Source organism: Alteromonas sp. Cnat3-28 (assembly GCF_022348265.1).
GTDB classification, from domain to species: domain Bacteria; phylum Pseudomonadota; class Gammaproteobacteria; order Enterobacterales; family Alteromonadaceae; genus Alteromonas; species Alteromonas macleodii.
Genome location: NZ_JAKREY010000011.1, coordinates 53,860 through 79,620, shown reverse-complemented (window position 1 = coordinate 79,620; position 25,761 = coordinate 53,860). Strand labels below are relative to the sequence as shown.

The following is a 25,761-nucleotide window of genomic DNA, read 5'->3' as shown; positions in this document are numbered from 1 at the left end:
GCTATATTGCGCTTAACCAAAAAGTAAAGGATATGACATGCTTAATGTTGCGCAAGTAGTGGCTCAAAACGATTGGCAAAACCCGGTTGTATTTCAGAGGAATCGCATCAATGCCCACAGTCCACATCACGGATACAAAACGCTAAAAGACGCATTGCACAATACCAATGCGCAAAAACGTAGTTTAAACGGTCAGTGGGATTTCCGTTTATTTGAGGCACCAGCAAACGTACCTGAAAGCCTGCTTTCTAAAACATTAAGTGATGATGAATCTGCTAATTGGCAGCCTATTGCGGTACCTTCTAATTGGCAGCTGCAAGGTCACGACAAACCGATTTACTGCAACGTGAAATATCCCTTCGCGGTGAACCCTCCAGTGGTACCTAGCGAGAATCCAACGGGTTGCTACCGAACAACGTTCAACGTTACCAAGGATGAGTTAAAACAGCGCAATCATATCGTCTTTGAAGGGGTAAATAGCGCGTTTCACTTGTGGTGCAACGGCGAGTATGTAGGCTATTCCCAAGACAGCCGACTACCGGCTGAATTCGATTTGTCTGGCTATTTGGTAGAAGGTGAAAACCGACTAGCGGTAATGGTTATCCGATGGTCAGACGGCAGCTACTTAGAAGATCAGGACATGTGGTGGCTTAGCGGTATCTTCCGCGACGTAAATCTAGTCACCAAACCTCAGCATCACATTCAGGACGTGTTTGTTACGCCAAGCCTTGACGCATGCTATCGCGACGCAACAGTAACCGTACGTACCGCCATCAATGCGCCTTCTACTTACAAAGTGGGCATCCAGCTTTTTGATGGCGATAACGCTGTCACCGAGCAAGTCATTACCGGCACTAACAATAAACGTATTGATGAAAAGGGCGGTTGGGATGACGTGGTTTTTCAAACGCTTCATGTGAATGAACCTAATCACTGGACTGCTGAAACACCGAGTCTGTACCGCATCGTAGTCTCGCTTATTGATGAGAATGGCAATGCCGTTGATGTTGAGGCCTATCACGTTGGCTTTAGAAACATTGAAATGAAAAACGGCCAGTTACTGGTAAATGGTAAAGCCGTGCTAATTCGTGGGGTTAACCGTCACGAACACCATCAAACGAAAGGGCATGCCATTAATGAAGATGACATGCTAGAAGACATCAAGTTGTTGAAGCAAAACAACTTCAATGCCGTGCGTACCGCTCATTATCCAAATCACCCTCGTTGGTATGAGCTTTGTGATGAATACGGGCTTTATGTGGTAGATGAAGCCAACATCGAAACCCACGGTATGTTCCCGATGGGAAGGCTTTCTCGCGACCCGCTATGGGCCGGCGCCTACATGGCGCGCTTCACCCAAATGGTCGAGCGCGACAAAAACCACCCCAGCATCATTATTTGGTCGTTAGGGAATGAGTCTGGTCACGGCCCTACCCATGATGCAATGTATGGCTGGGCAAAGTCATTTGACCCATCGCGCCCTGTACAGTACGAAGGCGGCGGCGCTGATACTTCGGCTACCGACATTATTGCGCCAATGTACGCACGGGTTGATACCGACATTAAAGACGATGCAGTGCCTAAGTGGGCCATTAAAAAATGGTTGTCGATGCCGGGGGAAAACCGCCCCGTTATTCTATGCGAATATGCGCATGCTATGGGTAATAGCTTGGGTAGCTTTGATGAATACTGGAAAGCGTTTAAGGCTTATCCTCGCCTTCAAGGTGGCTTTATTTGGGACTGGGTTGATCAAGGGTTAGTAAAGCACACTAATAGCGGCGAAGCATATTGGGCTTACGGCGGAGACTTCGGCGATACTGAAAACGACAGACAATTCTGTATAAACGGTCTGTTATTTCCAGACAGAACGCCACATCCGCACTTATTAGAAGCTAAATATTGTCAGCAGCACTTAAGCTTTTCGTTGGTTGAGAAAGACAACAAGTTTGAGCTTACAGTAAGCAGCGATTACTTATTTAGACGCACAGACAACGAGTTATTACGTTGGCAAGTGTTAGAAAATGGACAACCGATTGCTGAGGCGAAGGGCGAATGCGAAATCGACATAGCGCCACAACAAGCACAAATGCTCAGTCTTAGCCCAGATATTACGTTTAAAGCAGGCGCTGACTACCACTTAAATATTGATGTGGTACTAGCGAATGACTGCTCGTGGGCTAAAGCTGGGCATGTTATGGACACCGCCCAGTTAGCGCTAGTCAACAAGCGTGGAATAGTATCGTTTTCTCTTAATGATAACGACACAACAAGCGGCACAAGTGAGCTATCAATTGAAGCTCAGGATGGGATGTTGCTGGTACATGCGCAAAATAACGTATTTAGCTTTAATAGTGAGAGCGGGCTATTAACCTCGTGGCTTCAAGGCGCGGAGGAAACACTTGCCGCGCCGCTAGAAGATAACTTCTTCAGAGCGCCACTAGATAACGACATTGGGGTAAGCGAAGTTGATAATCCAGACCCAAATGCGTGGGAGTCTCGCTGGCGTCGTGCTGGAATTGGCAAGTGGACACGCACTTGCACGGGTGTAAACGTTGAGCAGGGCGCGCAAGACGTGCGTATAACATCGTTATTTGATTATCACCATTCAGGAAAGCTGGTAGCGGCAACAAAGTGGGTTTACACCATAAATGTAAAGGCCAAGCTATCGGTAGACGTTGAAGTGCTTTTGGATGATGGTTTACCGCCTATGCCGCGTATTGGTATGCAAACGGCGGTACCTGTAGCCGATAAGCCAACGTCGATTACCTGGCAAGGACTAGGGCCATTTGAGAACTATCCTGACAGAAAAGCGGCAGCGCGTTATGGTCGCTACACCTTACCTATAAAAGAGATGCAAACGTGCTACATATTCCCAACGGACAATGGCTTGCGCTGTGGCTGTACACAACTTGAAGTTAGCGGCCTGAAAGCAAAAGGACAGTTCTATTTTAACGTGAGCGAATATGGTCAATCCCAGCTAGACGAGGCAAAACACACCTGTGATTTAACACCTCAAGATTGTGTGTTTGTGTACATTGATCATGCTCACATGGGCGTAGGCGGCGATGATTCATGGAGCCCAAGTACACATAAAGCATTCTTGTTGGAAGAGAAGCAATACCGCTACTCAGTTTGCTTTAGCGCCGCTGACAGCTAATCCTCAGTGTGAAGTCGATCATTTAGCACTCGATATCTCAAATGACAATTCGCGGCATAGCTTAGTTATGCCGTCATTGGGATAAAGTGTTTACATATAAAAAAGCCGCTACACAGTAGCGGCTTTTCATTAATTCAAAACTCGTTCAGGCAACGTCTTAGCCGTCAACCTGACCGCAGAAACGGTAACCTTCACCGTGAATGGTTACAATCAATTCTTCATCTGAAGGATCTGATTCGAAGTGCTTACGAATACGGCGAATCGTTACGTCAACCGTACGGTCATTCGGACGAAGTTCACGCCCCGTCATTTCCATAATTAGCTGCTCACGGGTAAGGATCTTACCTGGATTGCTTAGGAAAAGGTGAAGAGCGCGGAATTCACTGCGTGGTAGACGGAATTCTTTCCCGCTAGGCGAAATCAATGAACGGCTATCACCGTCAAGCGTCCAACCGTTGAAGCTTACACGGCTTGGTAAATCGTCGTCTTCTGAAGAGTTTGTAGTACGAGACAGTAAGTTGCGCGCGCGAATAGTCAATTCACGAGGGTTGAATGGCTTAGTCAGATAATCGTCTGCGCCAATTTCAAGACCTAGAATACGGTCAACGTCGTTATCACGACCCGTTAGGAAGATAAGCCCAACGTTTTTACGGTCACGTACTTCACGTGCCAAAATAAGGCCATTTTTACCCGGTAGGTTAATGTCCATGATAACCAAATTGATAGCGTGATTCTCGAAGAAATCATGCATTTGATCACCGTTCTCGGCCTCAAACACATTATACCCTTCCGCTTCAAACAAACTCTTAAGCGTGGTACGGGTTACCACCTCATCTTCAACAATTAACACATTTGGCGTCTGCATGGTGTTCTACACTCTTTCTAAAATACGATTTAAGCAACTAACTGGTTAAATTTTAATATTCATGTACTTGATTGCAAGCAACTTGTGAATATTCTTACTGTTAAGGTATTGGGGTTAGCCAATAAAAATCAAGAAAAGTTCATACTTTATACAACTATTCTGACGTTTTCGCATTAACAACGGGGAAGATAATTACAAATTCTACGCCGTTGCCTTCCTCACTGGTAATCGATATTGAACCATTAAGGGCTTGCGTTACTAAGTTGTATACCAAGTGCATTCCCAATCCGGAACCACCTTGCCCACGCTTCGTGGTGACAAAGGGGTCAAATATCCGTTTGCGAATTTCTGGGGAAATGCCTTTTCCGTTATCGGTATAAACAAGCTTGAGCTTATTGCTACTCACCATTTCGGCACGAATATCAATTGTGCCTTCATCCATGGTTTCAAACCCATGAATAACCGAATTCATGATTAAATTAATCAAGATTTGATTTATTGGGCCAGCCTTCGTTTCAACGCTAAGGGTAGGGTCGCAATCTACGTTGATGTTGTGTTTTAATTTTTTGAGTCGAGGCTGCAATGACAATAGTATCTCATTAACTAGCTGTACAACGCAAAAACTTCGACTAGATTCTGAGGTTTGATCTACAGCAACCTGCTTAAAACTGCTAATAAGTTCGGCAGCTCTGTTCAAATTGCGGTAAATAATGTTGAGGTTTTCGTTACTTTCATCCAAAAAGCGTTTCATTGCACTGGCTTTCAGCGTTTTATTTTCAAAGTCTTTTTGAATAACCGCTAACCTGTCTAACATCATTGTCGACGCAGTAACGCCTAGACCTATCGGAGTATTTACCTCGTGCGCAACGCCCGCAACCATATCACCGAGCGAGGCCATCTTTTCATTCTGTACAATTTGACGCTGAAATTGATGTAGCTTTTCTAGCGTTTGAATAAGTTCCTGGTTTGCATCCTTAAGGGCAGTGGTTCGGTGACTTACCATATCTTCTAGGCTGGCATTGAGCTTTCTATGTTGCTCCTCCGCCTGTCGTTGCTTTTGCATGTACTCTTGCATGCGAAACAGCATCACATTCACGGCGTCAGCCAAGATATCGAGTTCTCTAATGGTGGAGCCGCTGGCACGGGCTGAGTAATCACGTTGTCGTGAAGTACGCTGCAAGAAGTTGGCAATGTCCTCAACGGGACCAGTTACAATACGCTGCATACGCACTGCAAAGTAAAAGCTAATAGCCAATAGCGCCAAGGCTACTGCCAAATTAAGCCAAATCGACTTTCCAACAAGCTCGTTAAAATTCTCTGAGGAAATTCGTAAATATATCCAGCCCAACTGAATGTTCGTCTCAGTGTCGAAGACTTTTGCACTTAATTCAAGGTATTGACCATTGTCGGCCAATTGAGGTGTCATAAACATGGACGCCAGTTGATTTTCCTTGCCTCCTAACAATAACTGGCCTTCCTTGTTATAAGAGGCGAAAATCTGGGGCTCTAGGTTACCGCTTTGCGCTTTGTAAACATGGGCATTTAAAACATGGTCGGCGGCAGCAAGGTTACTTAGGGCAAGTTCAATGCGCTCTGGCGTTTCGTCATAAAGATACATAGCTGAACTGCTTGCGACCAACTTGGCTAACATGAGTGCGTTAGACTCAAGTTCATGACGGTAGGTTTTAATTTGCGTGTAGACGGCAAGACTGGATAACACTGCAAGCGAAAACGTAGTAATTGACATTACCACCCAAATGAAAAGGCTTTTAATCGTAAGCTTGACTACTTTATCCGTCATATCCGTTTTGCGTATTGTCCATTCGCGTCTTCCATATATTCATAGTGGCGCAAAAATGCGCAAAAAGGAAGACGCCCATAAACAATAATTAATGTACGCAAAGCCCTTTAGTTGAGGGTTGAAACGTATAGTTGCTGGTAATTCTTCGCCGCTGCTTCCCATGTGAATCGCGTTCGCATTCCACGTTGCTGCATCGCCCTGAATTTTCCGGCATCTTCGTAGAACGCCAGCAGAGCTCGACGAATGCAAGATAGCAGTGCATATGGCGTAGGATCATCAAACACAAAACCCGTACCTTCGCTATCGTTGCTGTAATCGATAACCGTGTCTTTAAGTCCTCCTACAGAGCGAACGATAGGTATGGTCCCATAAGCTAAACTGTACATTTGGTTTAATCCGCACGGCTCAAACTGAGAAGGCATTAGGAAAAAATCAGCGCCGGCTTCTACCAGATGGGCATGCTCGGAACTAAAACCGTTTATAAACGCGAATTGGTCAGGGTGTTGTTGAGCGAATTCGCCAAGGTCCATACATACTTTAGGATCGCCCGTGCCCACTATTACTATTTGAATATTGTGCTTAATAAGGTCATCCAAGATTGGCAGTATGTAACCGAAGCCTTTTTGTTCAGTCAGCCGGCACACCATTCCAATAAGTGGTACGTTGCCATTCTCAGGTAATCCTGACTTCTCTTGTAATGCTCGTTTACATGTAGTCTTCGGATGAAGATTCTCTACACCGTAGTTCTCAGGGAGAAATGTATCTGTCTCGGGATTCCACTGAGTGTAGTCACATCCATTTAGAATACCGCTTAAATCGGCTTGACGATTTACAAGCCGCTCGTGCAGGCCGTGACTGCCCAAGTCTGTGAGTAACTCGCTTGCATAATTAGGGCTTACCGTTGTCACTTTCGTGGCAAACTCAATTCCACTCTGAAGCATATTGATGTAACCGCCGTGCACTTGCGCCAGAATGTTAGGATGATGGCGAAGAAAGGGAATGCACTCAAGCTTATGCACGCCTTGAAAAGCGGCATTATGAATAGTAAATATGGTTTTAGTACCGTCAAAATACCCAGATTTGTCGTGGGTAAGCAAAAACGGCAGCATGGCCGCATGCCAGTCGTGGCAGTGAATAATGTCAGGCTTTTTATCGATAGCTTTCAGCGTTTGGAGTACAGCGCCACTGAAAAAGCTAAAGCGCTCACCATTGTCTTCATAGGCCTCAAATGCGTTGGCGTATAGCCCTTCACGCATAAAGTATTCAGATGAGTCTACAAAGTAAATAGGAATACCGTGCCATTGCATGTAGCGAATATCAAAATGGTACACCTGACCTTCAGTAAACAGGGTTTGTTGCTCGGTTATCGTGGGCAGTTCAAATTGCTCTGCCAGTACTTGGTAATAAGGCATAACAATTGTAACGCTTTCGCCCAAACCATCTAGTGCGAGAGGCAGTGCTTTACCAACATCTGCAAGACCGCCGGTTTTTACCAACTCTTCAACTTCTGAAATAGCAAATACAATATTCACAGGTGATCTCCCAGAGCGTAACGTGCAGTGCACTTGTAATGCTTAAATATAGTGTACGGAAAAAGCGCCAAATGCCATTGTGTAGAGTACGCAATGGCATGAGCAACAGATAGAAAAGCTAAATTAGCACAAGCTAATGGTTTTTTTAATTATAAAGCCGCTTGATAAACAGAAAATTGCGACGTTTGTGCTGTGGTATAGACCGTTTGGAAGTGCTCAGCGAGTAAACCCGGGTAAGGTAAGAATCGGTTTGCCACCATTTGCATAGTGCCGCCGCGACTTAAGCTTGCCTTGGCATCTGAAATAAAGCGTTTAGTGATGGTGTAGTCAGTTTTAATACCCGTGTGAAACGGAGGGTTGGTGACGATGTGCTGTACTTTTTGGGTAAAACCGTGCAAACCGTCGGCGGCATATAAGGTCGCCGCTAACCCATTTTCCGCTAAGGTTAAGGCGCTACAGTAAACTGCAAGCGCGCTGACATCGGTAAGGTGCAGCTTCAAATGTGGATATTTCAGCATTATATAGCTGGCTATTACGCCAGCGCCGCATGCGAAATCCAATATTTCACCACTCAGTGAGGTAGAGAGTTTTTCTAGTAACAACTCTGTTCCTGCATCTAATTCTTTGTGGCTGAATACGCCAGGCATAGAGGCTACTTGCCAAGCCGTGCCTTCAACGTGATACGTATTCATATCAAGCCATGCATCGGGTTCAAAGGCAAGATGTGGCTCTTCAACCAAAACGGTGATAAGGCTGCAATGGCGGGCTGAGTCAACTTTTTGGGTTGGACCGTATTGCTCCATCAACTTAGCCGCACTCTTAATACCGCCTTTGTTTTCACCCACCACGTGAATGCGACCATTTTGACCCACCATACTTGCCGCCATTCGCAATAGCATTTGAAAATGGGTTTTCGCTTTGGGTAAGAAAACCATCACGTCAGTGTGGGATTTTTCTAAGGTCACGAAAGGCGTAAAGATATGGGTATGGTTGCCGACCTTTTGTGTCACCTCAAAACCTGTGCGTGTAATATCTCGACTATCAAACGAAACCGAAGGTACGACTCTTACGCACTCTGAAAAAATATCGAAATACTGGTGAATTACCGTGACTTCTTGCGATTTAAGACCGTCTAAGAAATACGCATCAGAAGGGTTGATAAATGCCCACTGACCTTCGTCGAAAAGCGCGATATTACGTTCTAACAGTTGGCTTTGAGGAGATAAAATCATTACTTAGTACGCTCGAAAATTAAATCCCAAACGCCATGACCTAATTTTTGGCCGCGGGTTTCAAACTTGGTAATAGGGCGATAGTCCGGACGAGGTACATAGTCACCATCAGTGGCTGTATTGGTGTAACCGTCGGCATTGCTCATAACGTCTAACATGTGCTCAGCATATTGCTCCCAATCCGTCGCCATATGAAAACAACCGCCAATAGCTAATTTGGTGCGAACCAGCTCAACAAATTCAGGTTGAACAATACGGCGTTTGTGGTGACGCTTCTTGTGCCAAGGGTCTGGGAAAAATAGCTGTAGGCGAGACAACGAACCGTCTGGGATCATATTTTTAAGCACTTCTACCGCATCATGGTCCATTACACGCAAGTTCTCGACGCCTTGTTCGCTTGCTTCAGCTAAGCATGCGCCAACGCCTGGACGGTGAACTTCAATGCCGAGAAAGTCTTTCTCAGGAGCATTTGCGGCCATTTCCACCAATGACTTGCCCATACCAAAGCCAATTTCTACAACAACAGGCGCACTTCGGCCAAAAATTTCTGAAAGCGATAACGGTGCTTCAGCGTAGTCAATACCCTTGGTTGGCCAATGATCTTCTAACGCTTTTTCTTGTGCTTTGGTAAGTCTACCTTCGCGTTTCACGAAGCTTTTTACCTTGCTTACGTATACTCCAGCGGCTTCTGCTTCCGCCTGACTTTTGAATTGCCTCATTTGCAATGCCTTTCTTACCCAATTTTATGGTGGCGCATTATCCACTTACCCACGGCTTATGCAACGCTATCGTGGCAAAAATGCTGTAATTTTATACGCCAATTTGTTTAGCAATAATAGACGCTACGGCGTCAGTTTTCTCAAGTACTACCATATGCCCGGCGTCACTAATGGAGTGGAACGTCGCTTTGGGTAGTACATTTTTTAGCTGCTTAATTGTTTCTGCTGGTGCGATGGCGTCTTGCTGGGCAGTAATAAACGTTACTGACGCGTTGATCTTTGCGAGCGCTTTAACGGTACTTTCTCGTGGTGTGGTTGCTAGCGTGTGGTTGAGTAACGTCGTTTTACCTAAATCCTGCGCCATCGATTTTACAACGCCAGCCACGTTTTCATCCGCTAAGCGGGAAGGGTGTATAAATCGCGAGAGATAAGCGTCGTTGTCGGGCTTAAAGTTACCTTGCTTAAGCATAGTAGTAAGCTGCTTGCGCTTTGCAATTTCTTCTTTTGATAACCCTTCTGGGTTGTAACCGATTAAGGTTATCGAAGCAATATTGGCAGGATTGCGCTGTGCTACTAATGCAGCTATAAACCCGCCCATCGAATAACCCACAAGGTGCACTTTTTCGTTATCAAGAATGCGATCTTCACTTAATGCCAGCATTTCTTCTAGCGATGCTGCCCATTGAAGCGGTACATAACGACGTTGTGCAATATTTAGTTCGCGCCAAAGCGGTAGAAATACGCGCTCGTCGCAGAGCGTACCGGGAAAAAATAAAACAGGGTTCTGCACAGACACGTGTGTTCCTTAACAATAAACTGGCTAGTTACATGCTACCATAGCGCGCTTTTTAATGAATGGTCGCTAAGTAGAAAACGACCAAGCGGTAGTAACTGCCCATACAGACGATTATGACAGAACAACAATATACAGGGAGCTTTGCAGAGCGAGTGCTCGCATGGTTTGATAAACACGGGCGAAAGCATTTGCCTTGGCAACAAGACGTTACGCCATACAAAGTGTGGGTGTCTGAAATAATGCTGCAGCAAACCCAAGTCACTACGGTAATTCCCTATTTTAAACGCTTTATGGCGTCTTTTCCTACCGTGCACGACTTGGCTAAGGCATCTCAAGACGACGTGCTTCATCATTGGACTGGGCTTGGCTACTACGCAAGAGCAAGGAATCTTCACAAAGCTGCGAATATGCTGGTAGATAATTACAATGGCGAGTTTCCCTATAGTCTGGAAGAAGTCATGGATTTGCCCGGCATAGGGCGCTCAACCGCAGGGGCGATACTTTCGCTATCTCGCAATATGCGCTTTCCTATATTAGATGGCAATGTGAAGCGTGTGCTGGCACGATACTATGCAATTGGCGGGTGGCCGGGACAGAAAAAGGTAGAGAATCTGCTTTGGGAAGTGGCCGAGAAAAACACGCCCTCCAATTCAGAAGGCGGACGTTGTGCCAACTATACGCAGGTGATGATGGACTTGGGCGCGATGATCTGTACGCGAAGCAAGCCAAAGTGTGATGAGTGCCCGCTTCAAGCCGACTGTATTGCCTACGCCCAAGGCGCGCAAACCGACTACCCGGGTAAAAAACCAAAAAAGACGCTGCCCGAGAAATCCACCTTTATGATGGTGGCACAGTTCAACAGCCAAGTATATCTAGAGCAGCGCCCTTCAACAGGGCTGTGGGGTGGCCTATATGGTTTTATTGAGGTGTCTTCAATAGAAGAGGGGATAGAGCAGTTGGCCAAGCGAGGTATCAGTGTTGACGAAACCCGAACGCTTGAAGGGTTCCGTCATACATTTAGCCATTTTCATTTAGATATCACCCCGGTGGTGGCCGTGGTAAACTCTGCTCCAACAAAGCGCGTAGCCGAAATGGCATTTCGTTGGTTTTCGTTGAACGAGCCTATTGAAGTTGGTTTAGCGGCACCTACAACCAAGATTATTCAGCAGTTAATGCGTTAGGCGTTCTAAGCCCAACGTAATATTTATTGCTAAGCAGATAGCGAACGAAAGGAAATAACATGGCAAGAACGGTATTTTGTCGCAAGCTTCAAAAAGAAGCTGACGGCTTAGATTTCCAACTTTATCCAGGTGAGCTGGGTAAACGTATTTTCGACAACATTTCTAAAGAAGCATGGGCTGAATGGCAGAAAAAGCAAACCATGCTAATTAACGAACATAAGTTGAATATGATGGAACCGAATGCCCGTAAGTTTTTGGAAGAAAAAATGTCGGCATACTTGTTTGATGACGTAGAGCCTACGATTGAAGGCTACGTTCCGCCTGAAAAATAAGCAAAAAAGCCTTTTTTGAGCAAACAATGCGCAAACAGTAATAAAAGCGCAAAAAAAGCGAGAAAAACGGTTGACTTGTGAAGGCGAAAACCGTTTAATACGCACCCACAGCAGGACAGGCAGTAAACGCCTAGAACGCTAACAAGTTTCAGCCTCGATAGCTCAGTTGGTAGAGCAGCGGATTGAAAATCCGCGTGTCCCTGGTTCGATCCCGGGTCGAGGCACCATTATTTAGAAAGCCCTGCATGAAAATGCGGGGCTTTTTTGATCTCGGCGGTTGAAAAACACAGGCACACGCTAACGTGCCCCTGCGGCTGCGCCGCGCGTTGTAATCCCGGAGCGAGGCACCATTATTCAGAAAGCCCTGCATGAAAATGCGGGGCTTTTTGTTTTAGCAGTCTAACTTTATTTTACTGTGAGTAAGTTTGAAGTTTCGGTAATTGAATATGTGTATAAAATCTTCAGAGAATTTATACAAAGTAGATTTAGGGTCTTTGATATTGTTATTAGGATAATATCCTTTCCCAAAGAATTTGCTTAATATAATTTTGACAGTCTTATGTAGGCGGCCGAGAATGGAAAGGATGATCTGCGTGGACTATTCCAATGTTGTCAAAGTTCGTTTCAATAGATATCGAAAGAGGTAACTTGTTAGCTAAGTTAAAATATTTATTCTTAAGCTCATTGTCTAAGTATTGCCACCATTTACCTTCATTCTGATACCAAAGCTCAGATTGGTATAGCTTGCTCAAATTGATTTCTAATATTAGTTTTTCATGATTCCCTAATACAGAAAAGAATCATTTCTCATCTAATAAATTCAAACACCTCTCAGAATTTAGGTTTCTGTCAATAAGGTCGCCGACATCAAAAACTCTATCTGTCAGAGCGCGAGTTCCTCAAGCATTTATTTGTCAGCCTCCTCAATTTTTTGTGTAAGTCCGGGTACCTCCTGTTATAACGTTAATGGAACTGGACAAAGAGAAAGCATTGTGGCAACTACTTAGAGCGTTCAAGTTCTATCGCAGTATCTGAATTACGGATTTAGTGGCGCGGCTAAAAATTTGCATGGTTGTAGGCTATTTCTCTCATCATGACTATTTCTAAAACTCTGCCGATGAATGGGCTATTCTGATTACAAATTAGTCTCGACTGTTTACCAATTCGAAAAAATCCATTATTCTCCGTATAGGTTATGTTCAATGCTTAAAAAATGTCTAAATCCCTATCAAAATTAATACTAGTATTTACAGTGCTATCTGCCCTCGTTGGGCAAGCTATGGCTATAGATACTATGAGTTTTGAAATGGCTATTGACAACAAACACTACAATAGCAATTCTGAATCGAATTGCTCTATGAACATGAGCCATGGTATGAGAGTAGATTCTAGCAGTTCCGAGAACGCTAGTATTAAAGATTGTTGCAACACTTCGGAATGCACATGCCCACCAGGTGGTTGTACTCATGCTCCCGTCCTTATAGCTTCCATGATGATTGTTCAACACCCAGTGGTGCCGGACGCTTCATTTGGCTTGTTCTTCCAACAGCCAGTTTCAGTAACTTCCTCACTTTTTCGCCCACCGATATTTGCCTAACACAGGGTCAGTGCGTCCAAATTTAACGCACAATTTGTTTCAGTTCCTGTTTATTATCTAGGTGCTAGCGTACCTATATGTGCCAGCTTTGTCTGGAGGCAAAAATGTTAAAAAAAATCATCTATCAAGCTGCGGTATTACTGCTAATTCTACCTAGCATTGCCATGGCAAATATCCACCATGGCGCAAACGACGTCTTCGAATTATTAGTTTATAAATCACCATCGTGTGGATGTTGCAAAAAGTGGATAACCCATCTAGAAAACCAAGGGTTTCAACTACGTACAAAGGACTTTCATAACTTGAGCGACATCAAGAACGAATACGGAATTTCGCCAAATCTTCGCTCTTGCCATACCGCTGTTACAGAAAGTGGCTTTGTATTTGAAGGCCATGTCCCTTCTAAGTTTATAAAACGATTTTTGTTAGAAGAACATCCAAAGGCTATCGGGTTATCTGTTCCGGCTATGCCAGTAGGTTCACCCGGAATGGAAGTAGCAGAGCAATTTATGCCTTATACCGTTTTCATTATATATCAAGATGGGAGCTACGAACCTTACGCGAAAGTAGATAGCTACGACAGTCAATTCGATTGAAGTTAAAGTTAAACAAATAAATGCGCACTTTTGACAATCAAAGTAATTTTAATTTTTAAAAACCGAATATTAACCAAAGATAGAGGTAATCATGAAAGCACTTGTTAAATCATTTGCAATATTTAGTGTACTGCTAAGCAGCATGGCATTCGCTACTCTCAGAAGGTGCAAACATGTATGAAGATAGTTTATTTTGGAAGTGACTTATTCTCGAATTGTTTGTCACTTCTAATCAAAATTAGATTGAACATTGAGCTCGTTTTCATAAACGATGTTCAGGAAAATGCGAGCTTTATCAAACGAATTTGTCGTACACACAATATTGTTTATTCCACCGAACGCCCAAGTGTCGTGACTCTTAAAGAATATTTAAATGACGAGCAGACAGTCTTTGTTGTAGCAGATTACGGATACAAACTACCCATAAACGAAATAAAATATGCGATTAATATCCACCCATCTTTACTACCCAAAAGTAGAGGCCCAACCCCACTAACCTACATTATCGACAACCCTGAGAACGCGGGTGTTAGCATTCATAAACTTACTGAGAAACTTGATGCAGGTAGCATCCTAATCCAAGAGAAATTTGAGGTCGAAGACAATGAAACGATATCATCATTGATGGTCAAGTCTCAGTTACTCGCAGAAACTCTGTTAGAAGAATTACTCAATAACTTTAATGAGCTTTATAATAACGCCACACCTCAATTGGAAAAGCTAGCGTCATTCCAAAGTCTACCTCCAGTAAAAAGAAGGTTTGTAAATTGGGATCAAAACACCACTCAATTTAGTCATGCTCTTCGACAATACGGGCACTTTGGGATTCTTATTTCGTTAGATAACGCGTTATATATCGCAAATGATGTCGAAGTCACAACTTTCAGTCACGATTTCACGTGCGGTAGCGTAATCTTTGAGGATGCACTAATTAAAAGCATTGCTATAAATGATGGCTATGTTGTACTTTCTAAGCGTAGTTTAAGGCTATATGAATCAAGAGTACTAAACTAGTTGATTACGGCTTTAATATTTAAAGGCCCTACGCACTTTTTTGTGTTGTGTTGATCTGCGTCAAAGTAAGAATAACGGAATACCGCTACTATTTCCTTACTCACTGATGGAGTTTATTTGTGTCAGGCATTTATAAATGGTTTAAATTAGTACTAATAGCTGCGCTGCTTTCACAGCATGGCTTTGCTATGACGAACCCAATTATATGTGATGGTCACGACACATCAGAATCTCATATATCCTCAAATGATTCCTTATCAAACGTAGAACATACTAATTTAAATAATCACACACTTCATTCAGAAAAAGAACCAAGATGCACAGCACTGCGAAGGAAATGATCAATCGATATGCGCGTGCTGCATAGGTGCTTACTGTGCAACTTCTTTAACCCAATTTTTTGCTCCTGCGCAATCCGTTTTTTCGAAAAATAGCATTTTGGCTTTTTATAAACATACACAATAGCACTGATATTTGTGGCGTCACCGTCCGAGCGTGTGGGAAAATTTCAAACGATGCGAATGAAATAGTCCTAAGTGTGATTGGCCACAATGAGTCAATGATGACGACTATTATAGCAGCTGAAACAACACGACAGATGTGCGTTTTCCATCTGGCTCCAGGTGTTTTTCACAGTGAGCAGGTTATCATTCTTTATCCAATAATTGAGGAACTGAAAAATGAGTTTCCCAATTTGGTAGTGAGGCTCTAGGCTTGGTTTTTTCCGAAGGTATTAATCAACTTATTCCGAACTGTTAGATCAATCGTTGATACACACAAGTAAAGCCTATACCAGCAACTGTATTAAGATTAATGATGAAATGTCCAGTTTTATGAAGCAGGTGTTGGAAAGTGCAAACATGACAAATGAGGGGAAGTGGCCGATACATCAGCTTCAGAAAGTGACCACCTGTTTAGAGTCCAGGACGAAGTTTGATTGATTATTTGTGGAATGAAACAACAAATACGGTTAAGTTGTCATCTGAGCTAACCGTTAGTTTAGCTCCGTTCATGTGAAGCAATGAACGAGCGATAGTCAATCCTAAACCAACGCCTTGACCATGATTTTTTCGTGAAGGGTCTGCTCTAAAAAAGCGATCAAAAAGTCTCTGAAGATGGTCATCAGAGATTTTCGGGCCTGGATTTGAAACGGTAATTTTTGTATGTTCTTCGTTGGTAGATACTGCTACCTTAACAATCGCGTTTTCGAAGGAATATCGAATTGCGTTTGATAATAGATTACTCATAGCTTGTCGAAACATGGACTTATCGCAATCAATTGTGGCATCGGCTCCTCGGATGCGAATTTGAATTTGTCTTTCTTCTGCCAGTGGTTCAAAATACTCAACTAATTCTTGAAGCTCTGCCCGGCAATTTAGTCGCTCTAACTGTGGCTTGACGAGTCCATGTTCCGTTTTGGCTAGAAGTAACATGTCACTGACCATCTTGGTCATACGTTCGTATTCTTCCAAATTAGAATATAAAATTTCAACATATTCACTTTCAGTGCGCGGTTGATTCAGAATAACCTGCGTTTGAGTTGTCAGATTTGTGACCGGTGTTCTCAATTCATGCGCAATGTCCGCAGAAAAATATGAAAGTTGCTCAAAGCCAGCTTCGAGTCGTTCAATCATAGCATTAAACGACCCCACTAATCCTGCGAGCTCGACCGGTACCTCTAAAGGATTTAGTCGGATATCGAGCTTGTCAGCAGTAATAGAACCTATTTTTCTACTCAGTTTTCGTAGCGGCGAGTGGCCTCGATACACAGCAAAACGTGCCACTATTACCGTGATCAAACCAGACACGAAAATAATGCCCCATAACGTCTTTTCAAAGTCTTCCATGTAATTCATGTGAAATTCCATGTTTGAGGCTACCACAACACGGTATGTAGACTTATTCTGACCAGTGCTGACGGTCACGAGAGCTTCAGTTGCTCGCAACATATGGGATCCATCAAAAAAAAGTGTCAACATATCAGGCGTTATGAGATCGTTGTCAAACAATTGACCGGGGTATTTGTGCAAGTCAACGCCTTTACTCGAAAATACGGATTCTCCATCTTCATTTTGCACAAGGTAATAGACTCCATGATGACCAGACACTGCTTCAACGAGGATACTCGAAGGTGCCACCTTTTCAGTGTATGCTTCGCTAAGCTTTCGTTTTACAGCATGGAATACCTCATTTAATTCATCAGCATCCTGTTCAGCAAAATGCGTTGCAATTGATTGTTGAACGATTAAGCTGATTATTGTAAGGCACAAAAATACGGTAATGCCAACAAGTATAGTGACTCTAAACGCAAGAGAGTTTGGCCGTTTTAGTTTATTCGTTACTATCATCTACACTCATTTTATAGCCCATCCCCCTGACAGTTTGAATTAGCTTTACAGGAAAGTCATCATCAATTTTTGCACGCAATCTTCGGATAGCGACATCAATGACATTCGTGTCACTGTCAAAATTCATGTCCCATACCTGAGAGGCGATCAAAGAACGGGGCAATACTTCACCTTGACGTCTGACCATTAGTTCAAGCAATGCAAACTCTTTAGTCGTCAGATTGATTACTTTGCCACCGCGCTTCGCAACGCGAGAAGGGATATCAAGCTCCAAATCTGCAATGTGTAACGTGTTGTTAGGGACAGAAGTCCCTCTCCTGATCAAGGTGCGCACTCTTGCGAGGAGTTCCGCGAAAGCAAACGGTTTAACCAAATAATCGTCTGCGCCTAACTCAAGTCCTTTGACTCTGTCATTAACGTGATCGCGAGCGGTTAAAAAAAGAACGGGTGTAAATTTACCAGACTCTCTCAATGAAGACAGGATTTTCCAACCTTCTATGTCGGGCAGCATTACATCGAGTACGATTAATTCATAATCACCAATCATCGATTTGTGGTGACCATCCAGGCCAGTCCTTACTAATTCTACAACAAAGCCGGATTCAATTAGCCCTTGTTTGATGTAATCGCCCGTTTTTACTTCGTCTTCGACTACAAGTATTTTCATGGTATGTGATTAACCTGCTGCATAGCTTTAATTCAATGGAGTAAGCCTGTTGAATACACCGCAATCGTAAAATGCTATTAGTATACTAATAATAAAACGTATGCCAGCCACCAACAGAGTATTCAATATACTAATGAGCGCACCACATCGTAGCTCGAAGTCGCAAATATTCAACTAAAAATACACTTTCGCTATCAATATCGCTCATGATTACAAAATTGTAATGTCAAGGTAATCTGTCTGTCAGGGCCATTTGATATTCTCATTGCCGTAGCTAATCCGTGAAAACGCGTTTCATTAAAGGAGTCAGGTTTAAGTGAAACTTTCATTCGTCAAATACCTCGTTGTTATCGCTTTGTTGAGCGTGCAAGTAAGCGGGTCTTTCGCGAGTGTAGCTGTGCCATGTGCAAGCGATATGGTGCATGAAATAGATAACAGAATCGGTCATCACATGGACCACTCAACACATGATGTATCAGAGAATTGTTGCAATCAAGATTGCTGTTGTCCCATGGCTGCCTTTCAGCTCGGCATGTTGGCTGGGGCGAATCTCGAAACATCAAAACTGTTGAACACCCCAGTCCTAACCAGACAAGCAAGGCTGCATAAAGTCTTTATCGCTATACATTTACGCCCCCCAAAATACTCTCTCGTGTAATCAGGTTAGTCGATGTAAAGACTAACAGTTACTGCACGTGATGTTTCCATCGTGAAGCGTGCGAAATTCAATATATGTGAGAGTTGTTTATGAAAAAAAATATACCGTTTTGGGCTCTGGTTTCTGTAGTCCTCTTTTTAACGGCGTGCAGTGATGTACTGCAGGCAAAGAATGATGCAAAGTCTGCAACACAGGCCCCGAAAATTACATTGGATGTCTACAAAAGTAGAACATGTAGATGTTGTCAAAAATGGGTACGACATATTGAAGAACATGGTTTTGAAACAGATGTGACAAATGTCGCGCTAATGTCCAGAGTTAAAGATAAACATGGCATCGAACCCCAGTATCGCTCCTGCCATACTGCTCTTTCTCAGGACGGGTTTGTATTTGAGGGGCACATACCCGCAAAATACATCCAACAATTTTTAGAAAACCCTCCTGAAGGGGTTTTAGGGTTGAGCGTTCCAGCCATGCCAATTGGATCGCCGGGCATGGAAGTTGACGAACGATTCCAACCTTACCTTGTATTGCAACTCAATGTAGATGGTTCAGTTACGACCTTTGCTGAAGTCAACACCTATGAGGAGCAATTCTAATGAACCGGTTTTGTCTTTTTGTTTCTATTTGGGGAGCGTTCTCGTTCTCGATGGTCTCTCCCGCTATCGCGAATGAAAAATTAACGCTCAAACGTGCAGTAGAAATAGCGGTAGAAAATGATCCATGGCTCGTTAGCAGTGCACATCGTGAACGTGCCACATTGTCCAGTAGTGTCGTCGCCTCGAGCCTACCAGACCCCGTTGTCAACATCGGTTTAGCAAATGTACCCACTGATGGTTTTGCGTTTGATCAAGAGCCCATGACTCAGCTAAAAGTAGGTGTGTCACAGATGTTTCCTCGTGGTGATTCGTTAGCCATAAGGTCTCGTCAATTGCGGGAGCAAGCAGCAGAGCATCCCCTGATGAGAGCCGACCGAGTGGCCAAAGCACGCGTTCAAGTATCAAACTTATGGTTAGAAATATATCGGGCGCAGCAAAGTGTAAAGCTAATTGATGAAGATAAAGCGTTATTTGAACAGCTCAGCGATATCGCAAAGGCAAATTATTCAACTGCCTTTGGACGCGTAAATCAGCAAGATATCGTTCGTGCAAAGTTGGAATTAACAAGGTTGGAAGACCGACTTACTAAACTACGAGCATTAGAAGAAAGAGCCACAGGGAAGCTTCTAGAGTGGCTAGTTAGAGATCAAAATTATCCAAGTCAATCGGGATTTGAGTCCTTTTCTCGATTAACGTTGCCGCATGCCCTACCTGAGATCAAAAACATGGGGCAGAATATGAGAACAATACTTGAGCGCAGAGATCAACAATCGCTTGCAATGGTTCTCAATCAACACCCTTTGATCCTCTCGATAGAGCAAAGAATTCGCGCCAGCCAAACCGGTATTGACCTTGCCAAAGAAAAATACAAGCCACAATGGGGGGTTAACGCTAGTTACGCCTACAGAGACGACACGCCCGACGGTACAAGTCGAGCAGATTTTTTATCGATGGGTGTAAGTTTCGATGTACCTCTTTTTACAGAAAACCGCCAAGACCAAGAGGTTTCGGCTGCCGTAAGCCTATCTGAAGCCATTAAAACCGACAAGCGCTTAGTCCTCAGAGAAATGATGTCATACATCCAGTCTTTATATGCGGAAAATGAGCGATTAATGGAGCGACAAGCGCTGTACGAGCTCGAATTGTTAGAGCAAATGCAAGAGCAAGCTGAGGCATCGCTCAATGCTTATACCAACGACGAAGGAGACTTTGCTGAGGTAGTGCGTGCTCGTATTGCGGATCTTAATGCCAGAATTGACGCACTGGATATCAGTGTGGATTTGGTCAAAACAAAAATTCAACTCAATTATTACTTTGATACCAACGCAGGTATTCCTTTGTCTCAAATCGGAGAACAACAATGAGCACAATTAAAGCACTCGTCATAGGCGGGGTAGCAGGCGGTATTATGACTGCGTTGGCATTCACGTTTCTGATACCATCTTCATCATCCACCGCGAATAATGAGCAAAACGAAGAGAAGCAACCGTTGTATTGGGTTGCGCCGATGGACCCAAATTACCGCAGAGACGAACCAGGAAAGTCTCCGATGGGCATGGATCTCATTCCTGTCTACGAAGAAAGTTCAAGTGGTGATGCGGGCCCAGGAACAATTACTATAGCGCCAAATGTGGAGAACAATCTTGGTGTTCGAACTGCGAAAGTGCAGCGCCGCGCGCTGCATGTCCCTATTAGAACTGTCGGGTACGTTCAATACAACGAAGAAACATTAATCCATGTGCATCCTCGCGTTGAAGGCTGGATAGAAACACTGCATGTAAAAGCATCTGGAGAATATGTTAAAAAAGGGGAACCACTTTACTCTCTATACTCGCCTGAGTTAGTGAATGCACAAGAAGAATTGCTGCTTGCTATGCGCAGAAACAACAAAGATCTGATCGTAGCTGCTCGTTCTCGCTTAAATGCATTGCAAGTGCCTGAAGACGTCGTGGAGACGTTAACAAAAACAAAAAATGTTCAGCAAACCGTTACCTTTTCCGCGCCCCAAACCGGATTCGTAGATAATTTAAACATTCGAGAAGGTTTCTTTATAAAACCTGGCGTTACAGTCATGTCGATTGGTGCATTGGATGAGGTTTGGGTTGATGCAGAGGTATTTGAGCGACAAACCGCCCAAATAGTGGAAGGGCTGCCTGTTACTATGAAATTAGATTTCCTCCCCGGAAAGACGTGGCAAGGCGTTGTAGACTACGTCTACCCAACCCTTGAACAGAGTACCCGCACACTGCGTGTGCGTCTTCGCTTTGCTAATCAAGATTATACGTTAAAGCCGAACATGTTCGCTCAAGTGACTATCCACTCTGATATGGATTCGACCAACTTGATCGTGCCAACCGAAGCGGTTATTCGAACAGGCAATCAAAATCGCGTTGTATTGGCATTGGGAGATGGAAAATTTAAATCAGTTGCAATCAAAATTGGGCGAGTGGTTGACGAGTTTACAGAAGTACTTGAAGGACTGATCGATGGTGACAGCATTGTCACCTCCGCTCAATTTATGCTTGATTCAGAGAGCAGTATTAGCTCTGACTTTAAGCGAATGGAACCCCCTGAAGAAAGTCCAACATCGGTCTTCACAGAGGTGATGATCACAGACGTGATGCCTTCTCACAACATGATAACTGCAAAACATGGTCCAATTCCAGAATGGGATTGGCCGCCGATGACCATGGATTTTGTGGTAGCGGAGCATATCAATTTAGCAACGGTCAAAGGTGGTTCATCGGCACATATCGAGATCAGTAAGCAAACTGATGGTCAATATGTGGTGACAACCGTGCACATTATCGATTCAGCACAAAGTACACAGGCGACTATGTCTGAAAGCGTTTGGACTGAAGTCAAGATTAATTCTGTAATGGATGGGCATCGAATGATAAATGTCGATCATCCCGCTATAAAAGAGTGGGATTGGCCCGCGATGACGATGGATTTTAACGTGGCAGATAACATTACCTTGTCTGATTTGGCCTCTGGAACGCTTGCGCATATTGAAATTTCAAAATCCTCAAGTGGCGAATATCTTGTTTCTACCATTCATGTTGTTGAAGAGGCAAGTAGTGAAACAAGTACCGCTGTCGACGCTGTGTGGACTCAAGCAACGGTCAATGCAGTGATGAGTGCTAGCAACCAGTTAAGCCTTGAACATGACCCTATTGAGGCGTGGGATTGGCCTGCAATGACAATGGATTTTAACGTCGCTAATGAGGTTGATTTATCTGACATTACCGCTGGTATGCGACTGCACATCGAAATTACCAAAACCCAAGACGGTGCGTACGTTATTACCACAGTACATATACAAGCATCTGATAAAGGAACGATGGATAACAGCCAACATGAAGGAGCGCACGAATGATAGAAGCAGTCATACGTTGGTCGGTCTCAAACCGCTTCTTTGTTTTACTCGCAACCATCATCATAGTCGGTGGCGGTTTAGTTACAATGAAAAATACGCCAGTAGATGCGATCCCAGATTTATCCGATGTCCAAGTGATAATCAAAACGAGTTATCCTGGTCAAGCGCCACAAGTTGTAGAAGATCAGGTAACGTACCCGCTAACGACCGCCATGCTTTCCGTACCGGGTGCACAAACGGTTCGAGGTTATTCGTTTTTCGGTGACTCCTACGTTTATATCATTTTTGATGATGATACCGACTTATATTGGGCAAGAAGCAGGGTGCTTGAATATTTATCGCAAGTTGCCCCCAATCTACCTGAAAACGCCAGGCCGCAATTAGGTCCAGATGCCACAGGCGTTGGTTGGGTTTATCTGTATGCATTGGTCGACAGAACCGGCCAACACGATATTTCTCAATTACGCAGTTTGCAAGACTGGTTCTTGAAATTTGAGCTCCAAACTGTGCCTGGCGTGTCCGAAGTCTCGGCGCTAGGGGGTATGGTGAAACAGTATCAAGTGAAAGTAGATCCTGAAAAACTCCGCGCTTACGGTATACCGCTTTCTCATATTCAGATGGCAATAAAGCGAGGGAATCAAGAAGTTGGGGCCTCTGTAGTGGAGCTTGCAGAAGCTGAGTACATGGTTCGTGCTACGGGGTATATTTCTGATAAGAAGGATATCGAAACTATTCCTCTTGGCGTCAATGACAATGGCACACCGCTTTTAATAAGGGATATTGCCACTGTAGATATCGGTCCACAAATGCGCCGCGGTATAGCAGAGCTAAACGGCGAAGGGGAAACAGTCGGCGGTATTGTCGTGATGCGTTTTGGCGAGAATGCTCAAAAAACGATAGATGGCGTCAAAGCAAAACTAGAGGACTTAAAAAAAGGACTACCTGATGGCGTTGAGGTGGTCACTGTTTATGACCGTTCCGCATTAATTGAAAGGGCCGTTGATAACCTAGCTTCAAAACTATTAGAAGAGTTTATCGTAGTCGCTTTGGTATGTGTCGCCTTTCTTTTTCATGTTCGGTCGTCACTCGTCGCTATCATCAGTATTCCTGTTGGGATCATTACCGCGCTAATCGTTATGTATATGCAAGGTATCAATGCCAATATCATGTCGTTGGGCGGCATTGCTATTGCCATTGGCGCCATGAGTGATGGTGCGATCGTTATGATTGAAAATATGCACAAACACATGGAAAAGACGCCTCTTACCAAGGAAAATCGCTGGCAGGTTGTTATCGATTCTGCGGTCGAAGTTGGACCTGCGTTATTTTTCAGTTTGTTGATCATTACGGTTAGTTTTGTACCTGTTTTTACGCTTGAGGCCCAAGAAGGGAGGATGTTTTCCCCTCTTGCTTATACGAAAACATATGCAATGGCTGCATCAGCGGCACTTGCGATTACACTGGTCCCAGTCTTAATGGGGTATTTTGTACGTGGAAAGGTGTTGCCTGAACACAAAAACCCAGTCAACAAGTTTTTAACGTTTTTATACATACCGACGCTCAAGACAGTTTTGCGCTTTCCAAAGTCAACGATGGTCGCAGCATTGATTGTCTTGGCTATCGGGGTTTGGCCAATTGATAAAATTGGTAGTGAATTTATTCCCCCGCTTGACGAAGGCGATTTGATGTATATGCCGACCACCTATGCCGGCATATCAATCGGGAAGGCACGAGAGCTTCTTCAACAGACCAACAAATTAATAAAAACCGTACCAGAAGTAGAAACGGTATTTGGCAAAGTAGGGCGGGCGGATACGGCGACGGACCCCGCGCCACTGACCATGATTGAGACATTCATTCAATTGAAACCCAAAGAACAATGGCGAGAAGGGATGACCACGCAGGACCTTATTAAAGAGTTTGATGCAGTGGTCAATTTACCGGGCTTAACCAACGCATGGGTGATGCCAATAAAAACCCGAATTGACATGCTTGCCACAGGAATTAAAACCCCTGTTGGGATTAAAATTGGTGGTCCCGATCTAATGGAAATTCAAAAAATCGGCCAACAAATTGAGTCAATATTAACTGACGTCGATGGCACGGCTTCAGTGTATTCTGAACGCGTCGCTGGCGGTCGCTACTTGAAAGTCGACATTGATCGCGAAAAAGCCGCCCGATATGGGCTCAATATCGCTGATGTTCAGCAAATTGTCTCTAGTGCAATTGGCGGTGTTAACGTAACACAGAGTGTAGAAGGGCTGGAGCGCTATCCAGTAAATATTCGTTATCCGCAGTCATACCGAAGCTCTCCAGAGTCGCTTTCTTTGTTACCTGTAGTGACACCACAAGGAAAACGTATAGCCTTAGCTGATGTTGCTGACGTCTACATCGAAGACGGACCACCGGGTATCAAGAGTGAAAACGCGCGGCTCAATGGATGGGTGTATGTTGACATCGATGGTGTAGACATAGGCACGTATGTGGCTAACGCGCAGCAAGTTGTTGCTGAACAACTCGTTTTACCCGCCGGCTATTCAATTAATTGGTCTGGCCAATACGAGTATATGTTAAGGGCAAAGGAGAAGCTCACATACGTTGTGCCTTTGACGCTCGCTATCATCGTTATTCTATTGTACCTCAACTTCCGAAACTTCATTGAAGTAGCCATTATTATGGGAACGTTGCCATTGTCGATGGTTGGTAGCATATGGCTTATGTACATCGAAGGCTTTAATTTCTCCGTGGCCGTGGGCGTAGGTTTCATTGCTCTGGCCGGTGTCGCTGTAGAAATCGGAGTCATTATGCTTGTATATCTCAATCATGAATATCAGGCACTGATGGATAAATGCAAAGAAGAGGGTACCTTACCGAGCGTCAACATGTTGACCGAGGCAGTACTGCACGGTGCAGGATTGCGTGTTCGTCCCGTCATGATGACAACGGCCACTATCATCTTTGGATTGCTGCCGGTGTTATATGGCTCTGGTACGGGGTCCGAAGTCATGAGTCGTATTGCGGCGCCGATGGTGGGGGGAATGGTTAGTGCGATTATTCTGACACTACTCATATTACCTGCCATTTATTTAATGTGGCGCAAACAACAGCTCAAGAACCTGGCTGTCGTTGCGTAATGAAAGTACCTGTTCGCCGTTCACATCGTTGGCTTATGCTGCTTGTCGGCGGGCAGGTGTTGTTTTGGTCGTTAAGCGGCCTTTACATGGTCTGGTTTGATATCCACTACATTCACGGTGAACATTTTTTTACCTGGGCCCAGCGCGATGATGA

The 25,761-nt window shown here is 44.1% G+C and carries 17 protein-coding genes and 1 tRNA gene; 10 read left to right on the top strand and 8 right to left on the bottom strand.

The window, feature by feature from the left end; all coding sequences use genetic code 11:
* Positions 1 to 37: 37 nt before the first annotated feature.
* Entirely contained in the window at positions 38 to 3,157 is a 3,120-nt protein-coding gene (locus MHM87_RS12705) for a beta-galactosidase (RefSeq protein ID WP_239259377.1), read from the top strand.
* A gap of 157 nt (positions 3,158 to 3,314) precedes the next feature.
* Here MHM87_RS12705 and arcA read toward each other — a convergent pair whose 3' ends face one another.
* From arcA to MHM87_RS12675, 6 genes are all read right to left on the bottom strand, one after another.
* Positions 3,315 to 4,022, bottom strand: coding sequence for a two-component system response regulator ArcA (gene arcA / locus MHM87_RS12700; protein WP_014947922.1), 708 nt, complete (start codon positions 4,020 to 4,022; stop codon positions 3,315 to 3,317).
* A gap of 154 nt (positions 4,023 to 4,176) precedes the next feature.
* Positions 4,177 to 5,823, bottom strand: coding sequence for a HAMP domain-containing sensor histidine kinase (locus MHM87_RS12695; RefSeq protein WP_239259374.1), 1,647 nt, complete (start codon positions 5,821 to 5,823; stop codon positions 4,177 to 4,179).
* Between the two features lie 107 nt (positions 5,824 to 5,930).
* Positions 5,931 to 7,355 (bottom strand): glycogen synthase GlgA, encoded by a 1,425-nt coding sequence (gene glgA, locus MHM87_RS12690; RefSeq protein WP_239259371.1) that lies wholly within the window; start codon positions 7,353 to 7,355, stop codon positions 5,931 to 5,933.
* Between the two features lie 149 nt (positions 7,356 to 7,504).
* A complete protein-coding gene (locus MHM87_RS12685; protein WP_076011012.1) occupies positions 7,505 to 8,587 on the bottom strand; it encodes a methyltransferase in 1,083 nt (360 codons plus the stop codon).
* Positions 8,587 to 9,306 carry a tRNA (guanosine(46)-N7)-methyltransferase TrmB gene (gene trmB / locus MHM87_RS12680; protein WP_039217255.1) on the bottom strand — a complete coding sequence of 240 codons (720 nt, stop codon included), beginning with the start codon at positions 9,304 to 9,306 and terminating at the stop codon, positions 8,587 to 8,589. The genes MHM87_RS12685 and trmB overlap by 1 nt, the downstream gene beginning before the upstream one ends.
* A gap of 91 nt (positions 9,307 to 9,397) precedes the next feature.
* Positions 9,398 to 10,102, bottom strand: a complete 705-nt coding sequence (locus tag MHM87_RS12675; RefSeq protein WP_239259368.1) for an alpha/beta fold hydrolase — start codon at positions 10,100 to 10,102, stop codon at positions 9,398 to 9,400.
* A 113-nt stretch (positions 10,103 to 10,215) separates the two neighbouring features.
* Here MHM87_RS12675 and mutY point away from each other — a divergent pair, with 113 nt between their 5' ends.
* The 5 genes from mutY (at position 10,216) to MHM87_RS12650 (ending at position 14,822) form a co-directional block, all read left to right on the top strand.
* Positions 10,216 to 11,283 carry an A/G-specific adenine glycosylase gene (gene mutY, locus MHM87_RS12670; protein ID WP_044556705.1) on the top strand — a complete coding sequence of 356 codons (1,068 nt, stop codon included), beginning with the start codon at positions 10,216 to 10,218 and terminating at the stop codon, positions 11,281 to 11,283.
* 59 nt (positions 11,284 to 11,342) lie between these two features.
* The gene (locus tag MHM87_RS12665; RefSeq protein ID WP_014947929.1) at positions 11,343 to 11,615 is read left to right on the top strand and encodes an oxidative damage protection protein; all 273 of its coding nucleotides are present in this window, start codon (positions 11,343 to 11,345) and stop codon (positions 11,613 to 11,615) included.
* 151 nt (positions 11,616 to 11,766) lie between these two features.
* Positions 11,767 to 11,842, top strand: a tRNA-Phe gene (locus MHM87_RS12660).
* Between the two features lie 1,474 nt (positions 11,843 to 13,316).
* Positions 13,317 to 13,808 carry a DUF411 domain-containing protein gene (locus MHM87_RS12655; RefSeq protein ID WP_014996981.1) on the top strand — a complete coding sequence of 164 codons (492 nt, stop codon included), beginning with the start codon at positions 13,317 to 13,319 and terminating at the stop codon, positions 13,806 to 13,808.
* Between the two features lie 177 nt (positions 13,809 to 13,985).
* Positions 13,986 to 14,822, top strand: coding sequence for a formyltransferase family protein (locus tag MHM87_RS12650; RefSeq protein ID WP_012516828.1), 837 nt, complete (start codon positions 13,986 to 13,988; stop codon positions 14,820 to 14,822).
* A 941-nt stretch (positions 14,823 to 15,763) separates the two neighbouring features.
* On the opposite strand, the gene MHM87_RS12645 is transcribed toward MHM87_RS12650, so the two are convergent.
* Together MHM87_RS12645 and MHM87_RS12640 are read right to left on the bottom strand one after the other, a co-directional pair.
* On the bottom strand, positions 15,764 to 17,170 hold the full coding sequence (locus MHM87_RS12645; RefSeq protein WP_014996982.1) for a heavy metal sensor histidine kinase: 1,407 nt from the start codon (positions 17,168 to 17,170) through the stop codon (positions 15,764 to 15,766).
* Positions 17,154 to 17,837, bottom strand: a complete 684-nt coding sequence (locus MHM87_RS12640) for a heavy metal response regulator transcription factor (protein WP_014996983.1) — start codon at positions 17,835 to 17,837, stop codon at positions 17,154 to 17,156. The genes MHM87_RS12645 and MHM87_RS12640 overlap by 17 nt, the downstream gene beginning before the upstream one ends.
* Before the next feature lie 747 nt (positions 17,838 to 18,584).
* On the opposite strand from MHM87_RS12640, the gene MHM87_RS12635 reads away from it, so the two are divergent.
* The 4 genes from MHM87_RS12635 to MHM87_RS12620 are packed head-to-tail and all read left to right on the top strand — an operon-like array spanning position 18,585 to position 25,607.
* Positions 18,585 to 19,094, top strand: a complete 510-nt coding sequence (locus MHM87_RS12635) for a DUF411 domain-containing protein (protein ID WP_014996985.1) — start codon at positions 18,585 to 18,587, stop codon at positions 19,092 to 19,094.
* The gene (locus MHM87_RS12630; RefSeq protein WP_239259365.1) at positions 19,094 to 20,458 is read left to right on the top strand and encodes a TolC family protein; all 1,365 of its coding nucleotides are present in this window, start codon (positions 19,094 to 19,096) and stop codon (positions 20,456 to 20,458) included. The genes MHM87_RS12635 and MHM87_RS12630 overlap by 1 nt, the downstream gene beginning before the upstream one ends.
* Positions 20,455 to 22,473, top strand: coding sequence for an efflux RND transporter periplasmic adaptor subunit (locus tag MHM87_RS12625; RefSeq protein ID WP_014996987.1), 2,019 nt, complete (start codon positions 20,455 to 20,457; stop codon positions 22,471 to 22,473). The genes MHM87_RS12630 and MHM87_RS12625 overlap by 4 nt, the downstream gene beginning before the upstream one ends.
* The gene (locus tag MHM87_RS12620) at positions 22,470 to 25,607 is read left to right on the top strand and encodes an efflux RND transporter permease subunit (protein ID WP_014996988.1); all 3,138 of its coding nucleotides are present in this window, start codon (positions 22,470 to 22,472) and stop codon (positions 25,605 to 25,607) included. Before MHM87_RS12625 ends, MHM87_RS12620 begins: the two co-directional genes overlap by 4 nt.
* Positions 25,608 to 25,761 lie beyond the last annotated feature (154 nt).

Excerpts from the sequence above, each read along its gene's own strand:
- MHM87_RS12705 (WP_239259377.1), top strand. The coding sequence starts at position 38 with ATGCTTAATGTTGCGCAAGTAGTGGCTCAAAACGATTGGCAAAACCCG.
- arcA (WP_014947922.1), bottom strand. The coding sequence starts at position 4,022 with ATGCAGACGCCAAATGTGTTAATTGTTGAAGATGAGGTGGTAACCCGT.
- MHM87_RS12695 (WP_239259374.1), bottom strand. The coding sequence starts at position 5,823 with ATGACGGATAAAGTAGTCAAGCTTACGATTAAAAGCCTTTTCATTTGG.
- MHM87_RS12685 (WP_076011012.1), bottom strand. The coding sequence starts at position 8,587 with ATGATTTTATCTCCTCAAAGCCAACTGTTAGAACGTAATATCGCGCTT.
- trmB (WP_039217255.1), bottom strand. The coding sequence starts at position 9,306 with ATGAGGCAATTCAAAAGTCAGGCGGAAGCAGAAGCCGCTGGAGTATAC.
- mutY (WP_044556705.1), top strand. The coding sequence starts at position 10,216 with ATGACAGAACAACAATATACAGGGAGCTTTGCAGAGCGAGTGCTCGCA.
- MHM87_RS12665 (WP_014947929.1), top strand. The coding sequence starts at position 11,343 with ATGGCAAGAACGGTATTTTGTCGCAAGCTTCAAAAAGAAGCTGACGGC.
- MHM87_RS12655 (WP_014996981.1), top strand. The coding sequence starts at position 13,317 with ATGTTAAAAAAAATCATCTATCAAGCTGCGGTATTACTGCTAATTCTA.
- MHM87_RS12650 (WP_012516828.1), top strand. The coding sequence starts at position 13,986 with ATGAAGATAGTTTATTTTGGAAGTGACTTATTCTCGAATTGTTTGTCA.
- MHM87_RS12645 (WP_014996982.1), bottom strand. The coding sequence starts at position 17,170 with ATGATAGTAACGAATAAACTAAAACGGCCAAACTCTCTTGCGTTTAGA.
- MHM87_RS12640 (WP_014996983.1), bottom strand. The coding sequence starts at position 17,837 with ATGAAAATACTTGTAGTCGAAGACGAAGTAAAAACGGGCGATTACATC.
- MHM87_RS12635 (WP_014996985.1), top strand. The coding sequence starts at position 18,585 with ATGAAAAAAAATATACCGTTTTGGGCTCTGGTTTCTGTAGTCCTCTTT.
- MHM87_RS12630 (WP_239259365.1), top strand. The coding sequence starts at position 19,094 with ATGAACCGGTTTTGTCTTTTTGTTTCTATTTGGGGAGCGTTCTCGTTC.
- MHM87_RS12625 (WP_014996987.1), top strand. The coding sequence starts at position 20,455 with ATGAGCACAATTAAAGCACTCGTCATAGGCGGGGTAGCAGGCGGTATT.
- MHM87_RS12620 (WP_014996988.1), top strand. The coding sequence starts at position 22,470 with ATGATAGAAGCAGTCATACGTTGGTCGGTCTCAAACCGCTTCTTTGTT.